This is a genomic window from Superficieibacter sp. BNK-5 (assembly GCF_047456055.1).
Lineage (GTDB): Bacteria > Pseudomonadota > Gammaproteobacteria > Enterobacterales > Enterobacteriaceae > Superficieibacter.
Genome location: NZ_CP179893.1, coordinates 1,787,836 through 1,806,490, shown reverse-complemented (window position 1 = coordinate 1,806,490; position 18,655 = coordinate 1,787,836). Strand labels below are relative to the sequence as shown.

The following is an 18,655-nucleotide window of genomic DNA, read 5'->3' as shown; positions in this document are numbered from 1 at the left end:
GTCCCTATTTTAAGTGGGCGACCAGCATCGGTATCGCATGTTCGATATGCTCAACCGACAGACCAAAGGCAACTTTGCCTTCCGCAACCATTTTGGCGATCTGGTCGTCTTTCGCTTTAATGCCCGGTTTGGCAATCGTTCCGCTTTTGTTATAACCAATAACGGCAATGGCAATAGACAACGCGGCTCCCGCGCCGGTATTGCACGCGCCGATGTAGTAATCCAGTTGTCCGGATTTCACCTTCATCGCCGCCTCCATATCGTTATAAATAAAGATTTCAAAACAGCCCGGCGCGGCGGTTTCGATCGTTTTCTTTATAAGTTCACGCTGTAAGCCAGCAACACCGATCTTTTTCATGGGAAATCCTTATTTAAAGAAGACAGAGGGGTTGTCACGTAACATCAAATCAACGTCGGCCTGCGTGAAGCCTGCTTCCAGTAGTAATGGCACGAACGTCGTCAGCAAATAATCAAAACCGGGGCCACCGTTGCCTTTCAGATGGGAGCGGCGGGTAATATCCATGGACAGCATGACGTGGTCGAGCAGGCCGCGACGGGCAATTTCGCCCAGCATGGCGACACGCTTTTCATCCGGGTAATAGTTGTTTTTACCGATGGTGTCGAACTGGACATAAGCCCCCAGATCGATCATGCGAAAGATATTGTCGAGGTTGTCCTTCAGGTCGCAGTGCCCGATCACCACGCGAGAAAGTTCGACGCCATGGTTCTTCAATAGCGCCAGTTGCTCCAGCCCCATGGTGCTGAAGGAAGTATGGGTAGAAATAGGACGCCCGGTTTCTCGGTGCGCTATCGCGGCGGCGGCAAACATTTTTGCCTCATCCGGGGTAATGACATCGACGCTGGAGCCGATCTCCGCAATGATGCCGGCTTTAAGTTCAGTACCTTCAATGCCGATCTCAATTTCGTTGATCATCTCCTGCGCCAGTTTCTCTGTTGGTGTACTAACAACATGAGCAGGATAAAAATCATGCTGGTAATAACCGGTACAGGCCATCACATTCATGCCTGTATCGCGCATAATATCGAGCATAAACTGCGGATTACGCCCCATATAGCGGTTGGTCATTTCAATAATATTGCGCACGCCCAGGGCATAAAGCGTTTTCATTTCCCCGCAAATGAGATCGTACTGATCCAGACGGCAATCAATATTATTTTTAAACGACGATAGATCGATATGCAGATGCTCGTGAGCATAGGTATATCCTGACGCATCAATATATAAGGACTCAGACATGATTGCCCCCGGTCGTCTGTGAGCGCGGCTTTAGCAGAGGAAGAAATGACGTACCGTTTTGCGGGGCCGCGGCCGAAAAGAAGTCGCAGGCCGTGGCCCCCACGTCAGACAGCGTGGTTCTTGCGCCGAGACTAGCAGGTGTGATACCCGACTGCCAGACGAGAAGCGGCACCTTTTCACGGGTGTGCTTGCTGTGACCAATCGTTGGATCGTTACCGTGATCTGCCATCACCACCAGACAGTCATCAGGCTGCATAGCATTCATCAGCCGTTCAAGATTTTGATCGACCACCTGCAAGCGCTCTGCGTAACGCGCGACATCCTGCGCATGACCAGCCAGATCGGTTTCCTGAATATTGGTGCAGATAAAAACATCGCCTGTTCCCTGCAACTCTTTCAGAGTGAGATCCATAATGCGCTGGGTATCCACCAGATTTTGATAGCTCACGCCGTAAGGATTGCTGGCGATATCGGCGACTTTGCCCACCAGCACGGTTTTAACGTTCGCTTCATGCAATTTTTGCGGTACCTGAACGCTGGCATCCACGCCGTAGCCCATATGCACTACCTGGAAATCATGCTGATAAACGCCCGAACGCGGCGCATTAATGCCGATATAGATGCCCTCTTTCTCTTCAGCGGCATCATGAAGTTGCTGGCTGTTCTCAAGCCGTCCGCCAAACGCAATGACTCTTCCGACCTGAACGCAATGGCGGACCACCTCCCCGATGGCGCGTACTTCATCAAACGTAATCGCGTTCAGATTAGCGCTGACGTTAAAGACCTGCCCCAGATCGGCTTCCAGGTTATCGCCAATAGCGACCGCCTCGTTTACCCACAGGTATTGCAGGGTGCTACCGACACGTTTAACCTGCCAGCCCCGGATCATCAGCGACTGTTCAACCTCATCAATCACCGCTGAAAAGGGCATGGTCAACGGCGGTTGTGGTCGGGTGCCGAGGATCTCCTGATGTCCCATAAAGGTATCTCCGCCTTCATGTTGCAGGTCCGCCGTACCGTAAACCGCGCTTGGGGAGTGTGCCAGATTACCTGTCGTAAAGCCGAGCGCGTTAATAAGACCCAACTTTTCCAGCACCGGTAAACGTAATTGCGGGACGTGCTGCAAAATATGTCCGCAGGTGTTTGCACCGGCATCCTGCGGCCTGACCTGCGGCACATCATCCATGGCCCCGACGCCAAAACTATCTATCACTACCACCACAAACTTACTCATGCAGACCTCCGGAAACGGGATTGCCGAGACTGTCATACAGCGCGTCGAGTACCGGTTTACCGCTATGAATACCGGAAACCAACGCAACATCGCTGCGGGTTACAAAAATCTGGGTGCGATAACACATCACTACCGGGCTGCCGACCGGGAATTCGCCTGCCAGCGGAAGGTGATAATCAATGCTGCTTTCATCGACGGGTAAAAGGCGAGCCGCAACGCGATGACAGGTATTCGCCGGGTAGACCAGCGCATTTTGCAGATGTCCCCGTCGATAATACCCGCCACCGAAGCAGTAACTGTTTCCACGGAAGTGATGAGAAATTTCAGTAAGATACAGCATGGCGATCTGCTCAGGCTGATCGCCATATTGATTTGCAGGAATGGTGCCGGTCAGCGCATGGCCCGGTTCAGCATGTGTAACACCGTATTCGGCCAGCAAAGGTAGCGTGCTACAGCTTGATGCCGACGGCGCGTTGATCTGCGCAATATTCACACCCATGGCGGCAATACGATCCCGGGCCTGGAGAAGCGTATGGAGATTGGGCGTTGGCAATGTTTGACGGGCATCCTCATCCCAGAGTAAACAGGGGAAATGGGTGAGTCCGACGAGTCGTACTCCCGGCAGCGTTTTAATTACGGCAACAACGTTGTCGAGTTCTGTTATGGAAAAGCCAGCCTCCTGCCCCGGATAGAGCTTGTCATGCTCCGCGAACACCTTGAGCATAATGGGCTGAACAACGTGATTGCGCCTGGCAGCAGCGGAAATGGCGGCGATCTTATCCAGTGAAAAAACGGTGATAATCTCCGTTGAGGCGATAATGCTTTTATCCACCTCGCTTTTTGGGATCTGCACAAGATGCCCCACATGCGATACCGTGACGCCGGCATTACGCAGGGTTCGTGCTTCTTTGAAATCTACCGCCACCGCGCCGTGAAAACCCAACGCCATAAGTTTGTTTGCTAACCACGGATTGCGGCCAAGCTGCTTGGTCATCACATAAAGCGTTATGTTATAGCGCGCAGCCACCTCAAGCAGACGACGCCCGTTTTCCATGACCTGATCAACATCGATGACCCACGTATCCGGTAGTATCGCTCCCTGCTGCCATAGCTCGCGCGCGGTCTCTATCAGCGCCGGATTTTGAGCCTTGAGTGCTTCAATAAACATATCCTTGCCTCTCGCTGACCTGTTGATGAAAACCTTTTAAATAATCATTTTTTTGAATATTTAAGGTGCAGGATTAAAATGACGCTTCATCCGCTACGCTTTCGCCACCATCCACAGGCTATAAAGGTTTGCCAGCAGATAGCCCTCTTCGTTCGGATGCAGAGGGGTATCAAACGGAGCCAGCAGCGTTTGATGGATCCTCAATAACTGTGCGTAAGCCTCTGAGGATCGAATCTCCTCCATGAGCTCTTCATCCAGCGGACTAATAATCTCTCCCCGGCGACTGCGCATCAGGGCACTGGCCATGTGGGTAATAGCCATTTCGCCCTGTTCATTACGCACCGGCAATGCCCATACGGTTTCCAGTTGCCCCACAACCTCCAGCATGCCATCACAAATATCCTTATCAATAACGCCAGCCTCGCACAGCAGATTTAACCGCTTTTCCATAGGATCTCCTAATAACTTGGCTCAGCCAGACCGTTAAGTACGCGCTGCTGATGGTCAAGAAGCGCATGTTTATCCACCACCGTGCGCAGTAGCTGCTGGATGGGTACGTCATCGCTACGGGTGAGAACCACCGCTTCCGATGCCTGTATAAAACGCAGATCGCCGGTAAGGGGTTTTGCCACCAGGCCATGAGATGCCAGATCCGCCGCATTGGCCACGTTCCAGATTGCTGCATCGATATCACCCCGCGCAATGTGGCTCAGACAGTCGTGATACGGCACATCGAGCCGTTCAACCTGCTGATGACCAAAACAAATATCGGTCATAATGCGCTGGTCGGCAGAACGAGGATCCAGTCCTACTCGCTGAATTTGCTGGCTATCAGCACGGCAAATCAGCGTGTGTTCCCCGACATAGGTATGCGCTCCCAGCTCCAGCGCCATACAGACGTCGCCGTTATCAAGGTAGCTTTGCGCCGCCAGCCGGGATACGACCGCCAGGTCATACACGCCGTTGAGCAGGCACTCCACGCGCACGTCTGAACCGCGCATATGTGCGTAATAAAACGGAATGCCGTCAAACTGCGCCTTCAGGCCGCTCGCCAGCCCCTCATACAGCCGGGTGTACGGCAGGGGCATCGCACACACTACAGTACCGATATCTGCAAATGCCAATAGGGCTTTGTTATCCATACTGACGAGATAACTACCGTTACGCCCGCGCCGCTCGACGGTAACAGCGCTGGCCTTCTCCAGGGTCTTCAGCGCCGCCTGAATGAGTCCAACGGAAAACTGACATTCCGTCGCCAGCTCATCTATCGTTTTCAACCGGTTACCACACTTTTCCCCCAACAGGTAACGTGCCAGCGTGGCCTGGGCAAGGCCCTCTTTTTTGATAAAGCTACGGCTCATGTTTAATCTTCATTTTATTGAATACATATATCTTCATAAAAATGAATATAAATGGCAAACGGGAAAAGGTCAAAAAGCGAAGAGGATCACAGAAAGGAAATAATGCAAAAAGGAAGTTACTTTCGCCCTCTCCGTGAAGAAGAGGGCGGAGGTGATTTTAGGGCTTCGCTACAAATCCAATCGCTTCGTAGACCTTTTTCAGCGTTTCAGACGCGCGCGCGCTGGCTTTTTCCGCGCCCTCTTTCATGATCTTTTGCAGGAAGGCTTCGTCGTTGCGGAAGCGATGATAGCGCTCCTGCAACTCGGTCAGCATCCCTGATACGGCATCCGCAACTTCACCTTTCAGATGACCATACATCTTGCCTTCGAAATGCTGCTCCAGCTCAGCGATGCTCTGACCGGTTACGCCGGAAAGAATATCCAGCAGGTTGGACACGCCCGCTTTATTCTGCACATCGTAACGAACCACCGGCGGCTCTTCGGAGTCGGTGACCGCGCGCTTGATCTTCTTCACCACTGATTTCGGATCTTCCAGCAGGCCAATCACGTTATTACGGTTATCGTCCGACTTGGACATTTTCTTCGTCGGATCGAGCAGCGACATCACGCGTGCGCCGGATTTCGGAATAAACGGCTCAGGCACTTTAAACACCTCGCCGTAGAGCGCATTGAAGCGGGAGGCGATATCGCGGCTCAGCTCCAGATGCTGTTTCTGGTCTTCGCCGACCGGCACCTGGTTGGTCTGGTATAGCAGAATGTCCGCCGCCATCAGCACCGGATAATCAAACAGACCGGCGTTGATGTTTTCGGCATAGCGCGCAGATTTATCTTTAAACTGCGTCATCCGGCTCAGTTCGCCGAAGTAGGTATAGCAGTTCAGCGCCCAGCCAAGCTGCGCGTGTTCAGTCACGTGAGACTGAACGAAAATGGTGCTTTTTTCCGGGTCGATGCCGCAGGCCAGGTAAAGCGCCAGAGTATCCAGCGTCGCCTTACGCAGCTTTTCAGGATCCTGACGCGCGGTAATGGCATGAAGGTCAACGATGCAATAGATGCAGTGATAGTCATCCTGCATGTTTACCCACTGACGCAGCGCACCCATGTAATTACCAATGGTCAATTCACCTGAGGGCTGTGCGCCACTAAAGACGATGGGCTTAGTCATTTTTTAATTCCTGGTTTTCACTGTGCAAAAGCCCGAGTGCGGGCAGAAGTTCATTGAAGCGATCGAAAATATAGTCTGGATTGCTTAACGTAATCGCTTCGCCATAATTGTAGCCGTAGGTCAACCCGACTGAGCAGCAGCCAGCGGCGGCAGCGGCCTGGATATCATTGCGCGAATCACCCACGAAGAGCAATGCTTGCGGCGCGATGCCCAGCCGACTGGCGACCAGCAGCAGCGGTTCCGGATGCGGCTTTTTATTCTGTACGTCGTCACCGCCAATCACCACGCTGAAATATTTGCTGATATCCAGCGCCTCCAGCAACGGCGCGACAAATGGGGTCGGCTTATTAGTGACCAGCGCCAGCGGCAATCCCTGCGCATTCAGCGCGGCTAAGGTGTCGGCAACGTCAGGAAATAGAAAGCTGCCCTCTTCGGCGAACTGCGCGTAATAGCGATCAAACAACTTGCGCAGAATACGTACCTGCTCTTCCTGCGGGATATCACCCTCATCGACGGAAGGTTTGCCCGAAGCGGCACGCTGTGTGGCCCGTTGCTGACGCGCCCAGGTCAACGCCCGCTCCATCAGGACATCCGCGCCGTTGCCGATCCACGTCACAACTCGCGCTTCGCCAGCCTGTGGCAGTTCCAGCGCATAGAGCGCGCTATCAACGGCAGAGGTCAGGCCTGGCGCGCTGTCGACCAGCGTACCGTCGAGATCGAATGCGACGCCCTGAATAGTTTTTAGCTTATCCATGACTTACCTTCGCCAGTTCACGGCGCATCTCATCGATAACCTGCTTGTAATCCGGCTTGTCGAAAATGGCAGAACCGGCCACGAACATATCTGCGCCAGCCGCCGCGATCTCGGCAATATTGTTAACCTTCACGCCACCATCCACTTCGAGGCGAATATCAAAGCCGGAAGCATCGATGCGGCGGCGCACTTCACGCAGTTTATCCAGCGTATGCGGAATGAATGATTGACCGCCGAAGCCGGGGTTAACGGACATCAGCAGGATCACATCAAGCTTATCCATGACGTAATCCAGATAGCTCAGCGAGGTCGCCGGGTTGAACACCAGACCCGCTTTACAACCGTGCTCTTTGATCAGTTGCAAGGTGCGATCCACATGCTCAGACGCTTCGGGATGGAAAGTAATAATGCTGGCACCGGCCGCGGCGAAGTCAGGCACCAGACGGTCGACCGGTTTGACCATCAGATGAACGTCAATCGGCGCGGTAATACCGTAGTTGCGTAAGGATTTCAGTACCATCGGCCCGATAGTCAGGTTAGGTACATAGTGGTTGTCCATGACATCGAAATGAACAACGTCCGCACCTGCCGCCAGCGCTTTTTCGGTGTCTTCACCCAGACGGGCGAAATCCGCTGACAGAATCGAAGGGGCAATTAAGTACTGGCTCATCCGCATCTCCTTGAAATTTATTTAATGTCGGGCAAAACGAGCTCTGGATGATACAGCGCCAGCAGTTCGTTCACCTTCTTACGTGTTCCGCCGTTGCTGCTAATGCTCCGGCGTACTTTAATGACATTGGTCCTGGCCGCTAATTTATACCACTCGCGCGTCAGCGCCGTATCGTGGTTGGAGATCAGCACCGGGATCTGATTACTGACCAACCCTTCCGCCAGTTGCGCCAGATGGGCCTGCTGTTCCAGACTAAAACTGTTGGTATGGTAAGCGGTAAAATTTGCCGTAGTGGAAAGCGGTGCATACGGCGGATCGCAATACACGACCGAACCATTCATCGCCCGCGCCATGCTGTCTGCGTAGGTTTCACAGAAGAAAAAGGCGTTCTGCGCTTTCTCGGCAAAGTGATACAGCTCCGCTTCCGGGAAGTAAGGCTTTTTATAGCGGCCAAAGGGGACGTTAAATTCGCCGCGCAGGTTATAGCGACACAGGCCGTTATAGCCATGACGGTTCAGATATAAAAACAGCACCGCCCGCCGAAAGGGGTCGTGGCACTGATTAAATTCTTCCCGAAACTGATAATACTGCTCCGCCACGTTGGTGGCAGGCGTGAACATCTCGCGTGAAGCCGCCACATACTCGCCGGTTTGCGATTTAACGATGTTGTAAAGGCTTATCAGGTCGCTGTTGATATCCGCAAGGATATAACGAGAAAAGTCGGTGTTTAAAAACACCGACCCGGCACCCACAAAGGGTTCAATCAGGCACTCGCCGTGCGGCAAATGCTTTTTGATATCGTCGAGCAGGGAGAACTTCCCCCCTGCCCATTTCAGAAAAGCGCGATTCTTTTTCATGCTGGCTGATTACATTTTCTCCGGCTGTGGAGAACGCTCCGACAGCATACTGCGCTTTGTCTATGCCCAACCATTACTTCAGATCGGCCTGAACCTGATGCAGTGGTTTTGCCCACGGGTTTTTCGCCTGTACATCAGCAGGCAGTCCGGTCACGGCACGTTTAGCATCGTCTTTCGAAGCATAAACACCGCTAACCAGCACATACCAGGGCTGCCCGTTACGGGTAGTCTGATATACCACGTAATTTTTCAGGTTTTCTTTCTTCGCCCAACCGTTCAGGTTGTCGTAGCTGGAAGAACTGCTGAGCTGCAAGGTGTAGTGGTTGGACGGCGCAGACTTCAGCGAACCCACATTACCTGCAGATTTTGCCTCTGTCGTGGCGGCAGGGGCACTCGCAGCCGGAGCAGCGGTCGTGGCGGCTGGCGTAGACGCGGTTGCAGTCGGCGCTTTTGCTGCCGGTGCAGTGGCGGCTGGCGCAGTCGTCGTGGCAGTCGCCTTCGGTGCAGTCGTGGTTGCCGCTGGCGCTTTCACCGGTGCAGTGGTGGTTTCAGTGCGTTTAGGCTGAGCAACCGGTTTTGGCTCGGTAACCGTTTGTTTTGCCGTTTGCTGCGGCTTACTTTGCGGTTTCGGCTCAATGACCGCCTGCTTACGTTCAGGGCGCGTGGTTGCGTTATGACGTTCAGTTGTCTCGCCAGTAGTGGCCTGACGTGGAGCATTGCCATTACGCACAGCGGCAACGGTCGCAGGCTCCGTCGGCAGGGTTGAATTCACCGCGCTATCAACCTGGCCCTGTTGCTGCGTCAGCGCATTATTCAGATCGCCCTGAACCTCAACACGCTGCTGATTTTCAGGCGCGGCCGTAGGCTGCCCTTCCGTTGGTGTAGAGGAAATCGGCGGTAAAGAGACATCCTGTGAAGCAGTATTTGCCGTTTGGTTTGCAGCAGGCTGAGTCGCGTTTTGCTGATCGCCAGAGAGCGAGATGTCTTTCTCTGCGGTAGTGAACGGCTCATTCTTCGACGGCGATTTTAGAGCGGAACCAATGCCAGCAATCAGCAGCAGTAGCACCACAATACCAACCCCCATCATAATGTACTGACGAGAAGCAGGTTTTCGCGCTGGCGCTTTCTTACGCTTGCGCGGGCGACGCTCTACCGGCTCTTCGTCATCAAAAGCCTCGTCCTCTGCCTCATACTCTTCTTCTTCACGCGTTCTGCGCGTTGCACGCGTAGAACGCGGTTCATCGGCATCCAGCTCTACGTCGTCAAAATTGATCTGCGGATCGTTATCGCGATCGGAAGCTTGCCGAGAACGACCAGTACGACGATCGCTGGGATCGGGTTTCAGCTCGTCTTCTGGTTTGAATTCATCCATTTAACACCCCACTAAAAGGCTTATGCCCACTACGATTGCACATTGCCCGACGTTAAAACGCCACGTAAAAACGTGGCAGACACTTCTTATTTGTTACACCCGCTGACAATCAGCAATGGCACTCAGTACGATATCATGCCCTACGCCGCCGCGAACTTCACTCTTGCCAATGCCGAGCGGCAATACCAGACGCATCTCGCCCGCAAGCACTTTTTTGTCTCGCAGCATATGCGGCAAATACGCGTCGGCAGACATCTCTTGCGGTCCGTGGACTGGCAGACCTGCACGCTCCAGCAGAGTGATAATACGCTGCGTTTCCTGCGCTGCAAACTGTCCCAGACGTTCTGCCGTTTTTGCAGCCATCACCATGCCTGCGGAAACCGCTTCACCATGCAGCCAGTTACCGTAACCCATCTCGGCTTCGATAGCATGACCAAATGTGTGTCCAAGATTGAGCAACGCACGCAATCCTGTCTCACGCTCGTCAGCAGCGACAACCTCTGCTTTGATTTCGCAACAGCGGCGAATGCAGTACGCCATCGCTTTTTCGTCCAGCGCCAGCAGAGCATCAATATTATTTTCCAGCCAGCCGAAAAAGTCGCCATCAAGAATGATGCCGTATTTAATGACTTCAGCCAGCCCGGAAGAGAGTTCACGCGTCGGCAGGGTTTTCAGACAGTCGAGATCGACAACCACAGAAGCGGGTTGCCAGAACGCGCCAATCATATTTTTGCCGAGAGGATGATTTACCGCCGTTTTGCCTCCAACAGAAGAGTCAACCTGCGACAGTAACGTGGTAGGAACCTGAATAAAACGCACACCACGCTGATAGCTGGCGGCGGCAAAACCGGTGAGATCGCCTACAACACCGCCGCCAAGGGCGACCAGCGTCGTATCGCGACCGTGCGGTTTTTGCAATAGCGCAGTAAATACCGTGTCCATCACCGCGAGGCTTTTATACTGCTCGCCGTCGGGAAGGATCACGCTATCGACTTTTACACCCGTCTGTTGCAGGACCGAACTTACTTTGTCCAGCCAGAGCGGAGCCAGCGTCTCATTGGTGACCAGCATAACCTGATCGCCTGACTTAAGCGGCAAGAAGGAAGCTGGATCGTTAAACAAACCAGCCGCGATGGTAATCGGGTAACTACGTTCCCCGAGAGTAACAGTAAGCCTCTCCATAACGCGACGTCTACCTTAGTTGCTTATACTCGCTGGCCTGTGTATTTAGCCAGAATCAGTTGCTTTCCAGCATATGAATAATCTGGTTTGCGACTACTTTAGCGCTCTGATCATCAGTGCGAATGGTGACATCAGCAATCTCTTCGTACAGCGGATTACGTTCATTCGCCAGGGCTTCCAGGACTTCACGCGGCGGCGTTTCTACCTGTAACAGGGGACGCTTTTTGTCACGCTGTGTACGGGCGAGTTGCTTTTCGATTGTCGTTTCAAGATACACCACAACCCCGCGAGCGGAGAGCCGATTGCGCGTTTCACGTGATTTTACAGAGCCGCCGCCGGTTGCCAGCACAATGCCCTGTTTTTCCGTCAATTCATTGATGACTTTTTCTTCGCGATCGCGGAAACCTTCTTCACCTTCAACATCGAAGACCCAACCTACATCAGCACCAGTGCGTTTCTCGATCTCCTGGTCTGAGTCGTAAAATTCCATATTAAGCTGTTGAGCTAACTGACGCCCAATAGTGCTTTTGCCGGCACCCATAGGCCCAACCAGAAAGATATTGCGTTTCTCTGCCATTTTTTCGGTACTACTAAGACTATTCGTTAATGATAAACCTGCTTTGCAGACTTCCAGCGGTGCAGGAAATGAACTGAAACCTCTTATGCGATAGAGCGAGAGTCAGACTAAAAATTATCTCAATACTCTGACGGGTTTGGCAACTGAATAAATTACCCTGTCCAGGAAATCATCACTTCTACTTAAGCCGCGAGACTGACTCTCAAATCGGTACTCCTTGTATGCTAAATCCTTCCTCACGTCAAACGCCTGACGCGGATTTAACACAAAGCGCCATCACCAAAAACGGCGTTCAGGCTCCGGGAACCAGACGTGGAGTGATGAATACTACCAGTTCACGACGCTCATTGTCTTTTCCATCGTGACGAAAAAGTTGCCCTACCCAGGGAATGTCGCCAAGTAGCGGGATGCTATCGCGGGCCGATTTATTTTTTTGTGAGAAAATGCCGCCTAACGCCAGCGTTTCTCCACTTTTCACTTCTACCTGCGTTTCAATTTCCTGTTTATCAATCGTCAGTACTTCCCCGTCTGCCTGTTGCAGGACCTGACCCGGCATATCCTGACTGATACGCAGCTTAAGGCGGATCCTGCCCTGTTGCAGTACCGTTGGCGTGACCTCCATCCCCAGCACGGCTTCCTTAAATTCCACCGAGGTCGCGCCGCTCTCACCACTGGAGACCTGATAGGGGATCTCGCTCCCCTGCTTGATGCTGGCAGGCTGAAGATGCGAGGCCAGAAGACGCGGACTGGCAATAATATCCAGTTGCTGCTGTTGCTCCAGTGCCGAAAGCTCCAGCTCCAGCAACCGTCCGTTGATCCGCCCGATGTTAAACCCGGCGCGGGTGGACGCCGAACTGACGGATAAATCGCTGCTGAGCGTGGTGATTTTACCTGCGCCGGGGGGTTGCGTGGCGTCAGCCAGACTCCATTTTACGCCCAGTTCACGCAGGCTTTTTTCATTGATAGTGACAATATGCGCGGCCAGCTCGACCTGACCGACCGGCAAATCCATTTCCGCGACCCAGCGCTGAAGCACTTCCAGATTCGCTTTATCATCACGCAATAATAGCCGGTTCATCCGTTTATCAACGGTCATCGTTCCTCGTGAGCTAAGAAGTTTTGCCCCGGCTTTCGCCAGTTCGTCTGCATCGGCATATTGCAGCGTAATACTCTGTCCGGTGAGAGGCAGGTTCTGCTGCTGTCTGAGACGATCCGCTTCCTGCTGCGCAAGCCGCGCCGTTTGCCAGGACTGCGAATGTACGTGCATCACCGTTCCCTCCTGGCGCAAAACCAGACCGGCGCTGTTAAGCACCGTTTGTAGCGCCTGCTTCCAGGGAACCTTAACCAGACGCAATGACAGCGTGCCGGTGACATCGGGAGCAATAATAAGGTTTTGCTGCTCTAAATCCGCCAGCGTCTGTAGTACCTGCGCGACGGGGACATCATCTACTACCAGCGAGACTGGCTGCGTTTTTTGCGCCCACGCCACCGGCATTAACATCAGCAGCAGAATGCTTATCCCTGTTTTCATGTTGCTCTCCTTTCCGTGACCATGACCAGTGCGCGGGATCGCATCCCGCCCCGGTTTCAATTTCTAATGTTTGTGATGTGAGTTGTATGACTCGCCAGCCCGCAGGCAACTGACTGCCCATTTCCACCCGCCGCCATTTCCCCTGGGCATCACGGACTATGCCAATTCGTCTGGGAGGATGATCAATCGTTCCCTGATAACGCCATTGCGCGAGCTGCGCTGTCTGGCAGCGATCTTCCGGCGGCTGAAAAGGATCGCGCATGCCAACGATCATGGGCAGGGTGATGAGCAGCAGGATCCCGTGTTTAGCGCGCATCGTTTGGTTCCAGTTGCAACGTGAAACGTAACCTCCCGGCGACAGGTTCCAGCGTGAACGCCGTGACCCCCATATTCTGCTGCGCCAGCAGGGCGAAAATGCCCGGCACAGGCTGCCATGCATTCTCCAGCACCAGCGTGCCGCCCTTCACCGCAGGCTGCCAGCTCACCAGTCGGGCGTCTGTAATCTGAAAGTCGAGGGGCGAAAAAGGAGACGAGGTTGCGTGGTCATCGACCCGCGCGTCATCTGGCGTTTTCAGCAGCAGAACCTCGCGCCAGCGCATTGTCAGACGCTGGCGCTGAAGAGAGAGTTGGGCCACTTCAGCCGACATTTGCAGCCGTTGCGGATGAAGCCAGCACCACCAGGACAGGCCCGCCAGCATAAGCGTAAAAAGGAGCCAGCACAGGCCGCGGCCTGCCGACGACAGCGCGTACCAGCGTTCAGGGTTGAACGTCATCATCGCTCTCCCGGATAAGCTGATAGCTAAACTCCCAGCGCCCCTGTTCATCGCGCCCGGTTTTACCCGGCGTCCCTGCGTGAAAGCCGGGTAATGCTTGCAGGGCGTCATTTACTTTTTTTAGCGCCGTGAAGGTGTTCGCGCGACCCGTCAGCGTCAGTACCTTTTGCTGAACGTTGAGGTGCGTGAGCCATGCCTGCTCCGGCAGATGCAAAGCAAGGTCGGATAACGTCTGCTGCCATCGTTGGGTTACGGCACGCTGTTTCTGACGCGCCAGGTGTTGCGCCTGCACGGCCTGACGCGCCTTCCACAGGACCTGACGCTGGGCCAGCGCATCGAACAGCGCGCGGTCCGTCTGCCGCCACAGATGCTGCGCCGTGCTGGCCGCTCCGGCGTCGGCACGCAGGGCGAGAACTGCCGCTGCCACGCTAAGCACAGAAGCTGCGCAGCACAGCCCCCAGAAATTCAGGCATTGCTGACGACGACTTTGCCGCCAGGGTAAAAAATTGATGACGGTCGACATGACTACCGCTCCCCCAGCGCCAGTGCCAGTGCAATGGCAAAGCGATCGCCGCAGGTGGGCAGCGGCGGTTGCTGAAAGCTTACCGCGCTCCACGGATCAAGATGCGGGGTCCTCATGGCTTGAGAGGTACACTGCACCAGTTGGTCAGTCTCACAGGCCAGGTGTTTAGCAAGATGACCAGGAGAAGGCGCCTCATGCAGGTTGCAACTTCCCCAGTTATGGCGCGTCGCCCACAGCCATCGATTATCATGACACCAGGCGAGGCACCGTTCTTCGGCGCTCAGCCATGGCAGAAAACGTTGTAGCGCACAGGCATCCGGCGTAATCGCTGTCAGGTTTAACCGCAGCATTTTTGCCAGTCGGGAGAGGCTTCCGACATCTTGCTGCCAGGCGGCGGTGACGCTGTAGAGGTTTTCCTCCTCACGCTCAAGATAGTCAAAACAGAGCGCTTCAGGCTCCATATCCAGCGACTGCGCCATAGACTGTGTTATCCACTTCGCCTGCTCACGCTCACGCAGCACGAGCGTCGGTCGAGGAAGCACTTTTTGCAGCGTTCTGTCGGCAGGCAGTGCCATGCGAATACAGTGCTGAATCGGCAGCTCCCGTCGCCAGTCGCGTAATGCATCAACCAGCGCCTCCAGTTGCACAATTTGCCCCTGCTGCACGATGCCGGAAACCAGGGGGATCTGCCACCAGCGGCGCAGCGACCAGCGCGCGCGAGTATGCTCAAGCGCAATGATAACTACCTGATCCTGCTGAATATGTAAGCCAGTTTGCCAGAGCCGAAATGCCATAAAAAACGATCTCCTTATCCACCGTCAAATGACGGCTATATCAATGCATCTGGCTTGCCTTTATACTACCGCGCGGTTGTTTATAAACTGCCCAGACCAAACTAAATGGGAAATCTCCGGTGAAGTTCGTAAAGTATTTATTCATCCTTGCAGTTTTTTGCATTCTGCTGGGAGCAGGCTCGATTTATGGCCTTTATAAATTTGTTGAGCCACAGTTGCCTGATGTCGCGACGCTCAAAGATGTGCGCCTGCAAATTCCAATGCAGATCTACAGCGCCGATGGTGAACTGATGGCGCAGTACGGCGAAAAACGGCGTATCCCGGTCACACTCGCCCAGATGCCGCCGGAAATGGTGAAAGCCTTTATCGCTACCGAAGATAGCCGCTTCTACGAGCATCACGGCGTCGATCCGGTGGGGATCTTCCGTGCCGCCAGCGTGGCGCTTTTTTCCGGTCACGCTACGCAGGGTGCCAGTACGATTACCCAACAGTTAGCGCGTAATTTCTTCCTGAGTCCGGAACGCACCCTGATGCGTAAAATCAAGGAAGTGTTCCTTGCGATCCGCATAGAGCAGTTAATGAGTAAAGATGAGATCCTCGAACTCTATCTGAACAAAATTTATCTGGGTTATCGGGCTTATGGTGTGGGCGCTGCCGCGCAGGTTTATTTCGGTAAAACGGTCGATCAACTGACATTAAGCGAGATGGCGACCATCGCGGGTTTGCCAAAAGCGCCCTCGACGTTTAACCCGCTTTATTCACTGGATCGGGCAACTTCACGGCGTAATGTCGTATTATCGCGTATGTTGAGCGAAGGCTATATCACCCAGGATCAGTTTACTCAGGCGCGTAGCGAGACCATTGACGCCAACTATCACGCCCCGGAGATCGCCTTTTCTGCGCCGTATCTGACGGAACTGGTGCGTCAGGAGATGGTTACCCGCTACGGCGAGAAAGCCTATGAAGACGGTTATCGCGTTTACACTACTATCAGCCGTAAAAATCAGCAGGCCGCACAGAATGCCGTGCGCACTAACGTGCTGGATTACGATATGCGTCACGGTTATCGCGGCCCGGCAAACGTGCTGTGGAAAGTGGGCGAAGCCGCATGGGATACCAAAAAGATCACCGACTCGCTGAAAGCGCTACCGTCATACGGTCCGCTGGCTCCGGCGGTCATTACGTCCGCCTCACCGCAGGAAGCGACCGCCATGCTGGGCGACGGGACGACGGTCTCGTTACGTATGGAAGGGGTTCGCTGGGCGCGTCCATGGATTTCTGATACCCAGCAGGGCCGCACGCCGGGTAAAGTTACCGATGTGGTGCAGACCGGCCAGCAGGTGTGGGTACGTCAGGTGAATGATAGCTGGTGGCTGGCGCAGGTTCCGGACGTCAACTCGGCACTGGTATCGATTAATCCGCACGACGGGGCGATCCTCGCCCTGGTCGGCGGTTTTGATTTCAACCAGAGCAAGTTTAACCGCGCCACGCAGGCGCTACGTCAGGTTGGGTCGAACATCAAGCCGTTCCTTTATACCGCGGCGATGGATAAAGGCCTGACGCTGGCCAGTATCCTGAATGACGTGCCGATTTCCCGCTGGGACGCCGGCGCCGGTTCAGACTGGCGTCCGAAAAATTCGCCTGCCGAATATGCCGGTCCTATTCGTCTGCGTCAGGGGCTGGGTCAGTCGAAAAACGTGGTGATGGTGCGCGCAATGCGGGCAATGGGCGTGGATTACGCGGCGGAGTATTTGCAGCGATTCGGTTTTCCGGCACAGAACATCGTACACACGGAATCACTGGCGCTGGGTTCCGCCTCCTTCACACCGATGCAGGTTGCGCGCGGCTATGCGGTGATGGCGAATGGCGGTTTCCTTGTCGATCCTTACTTCATCACCAAAATTGAAAACGACCAGGGCGGGGTGATTTTCGCGGCTAACCCGAAAGTCGCCTGTGCAGAGTGTGATATTCCGGTGATTTACGGCGAGACGCAAAAATCTAACGTGCTGGAAAATCAGGATGTTGAAGATGTTGCGACATCGCAGGAGCAAAAAAACCTGGCGGTGCCAATGCCGCAACTGGAGCAGGCGAATCAGGATCTGGTGGCCCGCACCGGCAGCCAGCAGTATGCGCCGCACGTCATCAATACGCCGCTGGCCTTTTTGATCAAAAGCGCACTGAACACCAATATCTTTGGCGAACCGGGCTGGATGGGAACGGGCTGGCGCGCGGGGCGCGATTTACAACGCCACGATATTGGCGGTAAAACCGGCACCACCAACAGTTCGAAAGACGCGTGGTTCTCCGGCTACGGTCCGGGCGCGGTGACGTCAGTATGGATTGGCTTTGACGATCATCGCCGCGATTTAGGCCGGACCACCGCTTCGGGCGCGATTAAAGATCAGATTTCCGGTTATGAAGGTGGTGCCAAAAGCGCTCAGCCTGCCTGGGATGCCTTTATGAAGTCGATTCTGGATGGCGTGCCGGAAGATCCGCTCACGCCGCCGCCGGGGGTTATCACGGTGAATATCGATCGCAGCACCGGACAGCTCGCGAACGGCGGCAACAGCCGCGCGGAGTATTTCATTGAGGGCACCCAGCCAACGCAGCAGGCGGTGCATGAAGTGGGTACGACGATTATTGATAACGGCGAGACGCACGAACTGTTTTGACAGATAGCTGCTCGCTGTATCGCGGCGTGACTCTATGTCATCACATGCCGGGTGGCGCTGCGCTTACCCGGCCTACAACATGTGCAATATCAAAAAATTACGCATTACCGTAGGCCCGGCAAGCGCAGCGCCGCCGGGCAGGACGCCAAACGCGGCATGAGAGCGTTGTGATTGGTGCTACAGCCGTCCCTGCCCTTTCAGCCATTCACGGACCAGAAACAGTGCGCTGACGTTGCGCGCTTCGTTAAAGTCCGGCTCCTCCAGCAGATCCATCAGATGCGCCAGCGGCCAGCGAACCTGCGGCAGCGGTTCAGGCTCATCGCCTTCCAGCGATTCCGGATAGAGATCTTCCGCCACCAGGATATTCATTTTGCTGGAAAAATAGGACGGTGCCATGCTGAGCTTTTTCAGGAAGGTCAGATTATTCGCGCCGAAACCGACCTCTTCTTTCAGTTCACGGTTGCCAGCCTCAAAAATAGTTTCACCGGGATCGATAAGCCCCTTTGAGAAACCCAGCTCGTAAGATTCAGTCCCGACCGCATATTCACGGATCAAAATCAGATGGTCGTCGACGATGGGCACAATCATTACCGCCTCTCGCGTCGAGGGCCGCATTCTTTCATAGACACGACGCACGCCGTTACTGAATTCCAGATCGACACTTTCAACGTTAAAAAGACGTGAGCTGGCGACGGTTTCAACGTTGAGGATGGTGGGTTTTTGTAATGGTTTGCTCATGGGGCCGGGTCTTTGCTGTGGTAACAGGC

20 protein-coding genes are annotated in these 18,655 nt (G+C 54.3%); 1 reads left to right on the top strand and 19 read right to left on the bottom strand.

Going from position 1 to position 18,655, the window contains the following annotated elements; all coding sequences use genetic code 11:
• Window positions 1-4: 4 nt before the first annotated feature.
• The 18 genes from ACMGGS_RS08605 to ACMGGS_RS08520 form a co-directional block, all read right to left on the bottom strand.
• A complete protein-coding gene (locus ACMGGS_RS08605; RefSeq protein WP_414165774.1) occupies window positions 5-358 on the bottom strand; it encodes a DUF2620 domain-containing protein in 354 nt (117 codons plus the stop codon).
• Between the two features lie 9 nt (window positions 359-367).
• On the bottom strand, window positions 368-1,258 hold the full coding sequence (locus tag ACMGGS_RS08600) for a phosphotriesterase-related protein (RefSeq protein WP_414165773.1): 891 nt from the start codon (window positions 1,256-1,258) through the stop codon (window positions 368-370).
• The gene (locus ACMGGS_RS08595; RefSeq protein WP_414165772.1) at window positions 1,251-2,492 is read right to left on the bottom strand and encodes a phosphopentomutase; all 1,242 of its coding nucleotides are present in this window, start codon (window positions 2,490-2,492) and stop codon (window positions 1,251-1,253) included. The genes ACMGGS_RS08600 and ACMGGS_RS08595 overlap by 8 nt, the downstream gene beginning before the upstream one ends.
• Window positions 2,485-3,660, bottom strand: coding sequence for a YhfX family PLP-dependent enzyme (locus tag ACMGGS_RS08590; protein WP_414165771.1), 1,176 nt, complete (start codon window positions 3,658-3,660; stop codon window positions 2,485-2,487). The genes ACMGGS_RS08595 and ACMGGS_RS08590 overlap by 8 nt, the downstream gene beginning before the upstream one ends.
• A 93-nt stretch (window positions 3,661-3,753) precedes the next feature.
• A complete protein-coding gene (locus tag ACMGGS_RS08585; protein WP_414165770.1) occupies window positions 3,754-4,110 on the bottom strand; it encodes a PRD domain-containing protein in 357 nt (118 codons plus the stop codon).
• Between the two features lie 8 nt (window positions 4,111-4,118).
• Complete coding sequence (gene yhfZ / locus ACMGGS_RS08580) at window positions 4,119-5,021, bottom strand: GntR family transcriptional regulator YhfZ (RefSeq protein ID WP_414165769.1); 903 nt, start codon at window positions 5,019-5,021, stop codon at window positions 4,119-4,121.
• A gap of 157 nt (window positions 5,022-5,178) precedes the next feature.
• Window positions 5,179-6,183 (bottom strand): tryptophan--tRNA ligase, encoded by a 1,005-nt coding sequence (gene trpS / locus ACMGGS_RS08575; RefSeq protein ID WP_176917783.1) that lies wholly within the window; start codon window positions 6,181-6,183, stop codon window positions 5,179-5,181.
• Window positions 6,176-6,937: a phosphoglycolate phosphatase gene (gene gph, locus ACMGGS_RS08570; protein ID WP_414165768.1), complete on the bottom strand. Its 762-nt coding sequence runs from the start codon at window positions 6,935-6,937 to the stop codon at window positions 6,176-6,178. The genes trpS and gph overlap by 8 nt, the downstream gene beginning before the upstream one ends.
• Window positions 6,930-7,607: a ribulose-phosphate 3-epimerase gene (gene rpe, locus ACMGGS_RS08565; protein WP_194207349.1), complete on the bottom strand. Its 678-nt coding sequence runs from the start codon at window positions 7,605-7,607 to the stop codon at window positions 6,930-6,932. Before rpe ends, gph begins: the two co-directional genes overlap by 8 nt.
• Before the next feature lie 17 nt (window positions 7,608-7,624).
• Window positions 7,625-8,464, bottom strand: coding sequence for an adenine-specific DNA-methyltransferase (gene dam / locus ACMGGS_RS08560; protein WP_414165767.1), 840 nt, complete (start codon window positions 8,462-8,464; stop codon window positions 7,625-7,627).
• A 73-nt stretch (window positions 8,465-8,537) separates the two neighbouring features.
• On the bottom strand, window positions 8,538-9,836 hold the full coding sequence (gene damX / locus ACMGGS_RS08555) for a cell division protein DamX (RefSeq protein ID WP_414165766.1): 1,299 nt from the start codon (window positions 9,834-9,836) through the stop codon (window positions 8,538-8,540).
• A gap of 93 nt (window positions 9,837-9,929) precedes the next feature.
• Complete coding sequence (gene aroB, locus ACMGGS_RS08550) at window positions 9,930-11,018, bottom strand: 3-dehydroquinate synthase (RefSeq protein ID WP_414165765.1); 1,089 nt, start codon at window positions 11,016-11,018, stop codon at window positions 9,930-9,932.
• 55 nt (window positions 11,019-11,073) lie between these two features.
• Entirely contained in the window at window positions 11,074-11,595 is a 522-nt protein-coding gene (gene aroK, locus ACMGGS_RS08545; RefSeq protein WP_103677226.1) for a shikimate kinase AroK, read from the bottom strand.
• Window positions 11,596-11,887: 292 nt separating this feature from the next.
• Window positions 11,888-13,126, bottom strand: a complete 1,239-nt coding sequence (hofQ, locus tag ACMGGS_RS08540) for a DNA uptake porin HofQ (protein ID WP_414165764.1) — start codon at window positions 13,124-13,126, stop codon at window positions 11,888-11,890.
• On the bottom strand, window positions 13,038-13,442 hold the full coding sequence (locus tag ACMGGS_RS08535) for a HofP DNA utilization family protein (protein ID WP_414165763.1): 405 nt from the start codon (window positions 13,440-13,442) through the stop codon (window positions 13,038-13,040). Before ACMGGS_RS08535 ends, hofQ begins: the two co-directional genes overlap by 89 nt.
• Window positions 13,432-13,902, bottom strand: coding sequence for a hypothetical protein (locus ACMGGS_RS08530; protein ID WP_414165762.1), 471 nt, complete (start codon window positions 13,900-13,902; stop codon window positions 13,432-13,434). The genes ACMGGS_RS08535 and ACMGGS_RS08530 overlap by 11 nt, the downstream gene beginning before the upstream one ends.
• Entirely contained in the window at window positions 13,883-14,422 is a 540-nt protein-coding gene (locus ACMGGS_RS08525; RefSeq protein WP_414165761.1) for a PilN domain-containing protein, read from the bottom strand. Before ACMGGS_RS08525 ends, ACMGGS_RS08530 begins: the two co-directional genes overlap by 20 nt.
• Window positions 14,423-14,424: 2 nt before the next feature.
• Window positions 14,425-15,216 (bottom strand): pilus assembly protein, encoded by a 792-nt coding sequence (locus ACMGGS_RS08520; protein ID WP_414165760.1) that lies wholly within the window; start codon window positions 15,214-15,216, stop codon window positions 14,425-14,427.
• A 119-nt stretch (window positions 15,217-15,335) separates the two neighbouring features.
• Between ACMGGS_RS08520 and mrcA the strand changes: the two genes are divergently transcribed.
• A complete protein-coding gene (gene mrcA, locus ACMGGS_RS08515; protein WP_414165759.1) occupies window positions 15,336-17,888 on the top strand; it encodes a peptidoglycan glycosyltransferase/peptidoglycan DD-transpeptidase MrcA in 2,553 nt (850 codons plus the stop codon).
• A 177-nt stretch (window positions 17,889-18,065) separates the two neighbouring features.
• Here mrcA and nudE read toward each other — a convergent pair whose 3' ends face one another.
• Entirely contained in the window at window positions 18,066-18,626 is a 561-nt protein-coding gene (nudE, locus tag ACMGGS_RS08510; RefSeq protein WP_176917771.1) for an ADP compounds hydrolase NudE, read from the bottom strand.
• Window positions 18,627-18,655 lie beyond the last annotated feature (29 nt).

Bases quoted from the DNA above. Each gene is read 5' to 3' on its own strand.
- gph (WP_414165768.1), bottom strand. From the start codon at position 6,937: ATGGATAAGCTAAAAACTATTCAGGGCGTCGCATTCGATCTCGACGGT.
- hofQ (WP_414165764.1), bottom strand. From the start codon at position 13,126: ATGAAAACAGGGATAAGCATTCTGCTGCTGATGTTAATGCCGGTGGCG.
- ACMGGS_RS08525 (WP_414165761.1), bottom strand. From the start codon at position 14,422: ATGTCGACCGTCATCAATTTTTTACCCTGGCGGCAAAGTCGTCGTCAG.
- ACMGGS_RS08530 (WP_414165762.1), bottom strand. From the start codon at position 13,902: ATGATGACGTTCAACCCTGAACGCTGGTACGCGCTGTCGTCGGCAGGC.
- nudE (WP_176917771.1), bottom strand. From the start codon at position 18,626: ATGAGCAAACCATTACAAAAACCCACCATCCTCAACGTTGAAACCGTC.
- ACMGGS_RS08590 (WP_414165771.1), bottom strand. From the start codon at position 3,660: ATGTTTATTGAAGCACTCAAGGCTCAAAATCCGGCGCTGATAGAGACC.
- ACMGGS_RS08600 (WP_414165773.1), bottom strand. From the start codon at position 1,258: ATGTCTGAGTCCTTATATATTGATGCGTCAGGATATACCTATGCTCAC.
- rpe (WP_194207349.1), bottom strand. From the start codon at position 7,607: ATGAGCCAGTACTTAATTGCCCCTTCGATTCTGTCAGCGGATTTCGCC.
- dam (WP_414165767.1), bottom strand. From the start codon at position 8,464: ATGAAAAAGAATCGCGCTTTTCTGAAATGGGCAGGGGGGAAGTTCTCC.
- damX (WP_414165766.1), bottom strand. From the start codon at position 9,836: ATGGATGAATTCAAACCAGAAGACGAGCTGAAACCCGATCCCAGCGAT.
- ACMGGS_RS08520 (WP_414165760.1), bottom strand. From the start codon at position 15,216: ATGGCATTTCGGCTCTGGCAAACTGGCTTACATATTCAGCAGGATCAG.
- ACMGGS_RS08585 (WP_414165770.1), bottom strand. From the start codon at position 4,110: ATGGAAAAGCGGTTAAATCTGCTGTGCGAGGCTGGCGTTATTGATAAG.
- aroK (WP_103677226.1), bottom strand. From the start codon at position 11,595: ATGGCAGAGAAACGCAATATCTTTCTGGTTGGGCCTATGGGTGCCGGC.
- yhfZ (WP_414165769.1), bottom strand. From the start codon at position 5,021: ATGAGCCGTAGCTTTATCAAAAAAGAGGGCCTTGCCCAGGCCACGCTG.
- ACMGGS_RS08535 (WP_414165763.1), bottom strand. From the start codon at position 13,442: ATGCGCGCTAAACACGGGATCCTGCTGCTCATCACCCTGCCCATGATC.
- trpS (WP_176917783.1), bottom strand. From the start codon at position 6,183: ATGACTAAGCCCATCGTCTTTAGTGGCGCACAGCCCTCAGGTGAATTG.
- aroB (WP_414165765.1), bottom strand. From the start codon at position 11,018: ATGGAGAGGCTTACTGTTACTCTCGGGGAACGTAGTTACCCGATTACC.
- ACMGGS_RS08605 (WP_414165774.1), bottom strand. From the start codon at position 358: ATGAAAAAGATCGGTGTTGCTGGCTTACAGCGTGAACTTATAAAGAAA.
- ACMGGS_RS08595 (WP_414165772.1), bottom strand. From the start codon at position 2,492: ATGAGTAAGTTTGTGGTGGTAGTGATAGATAGTTTTGGCGTCGGGGCC.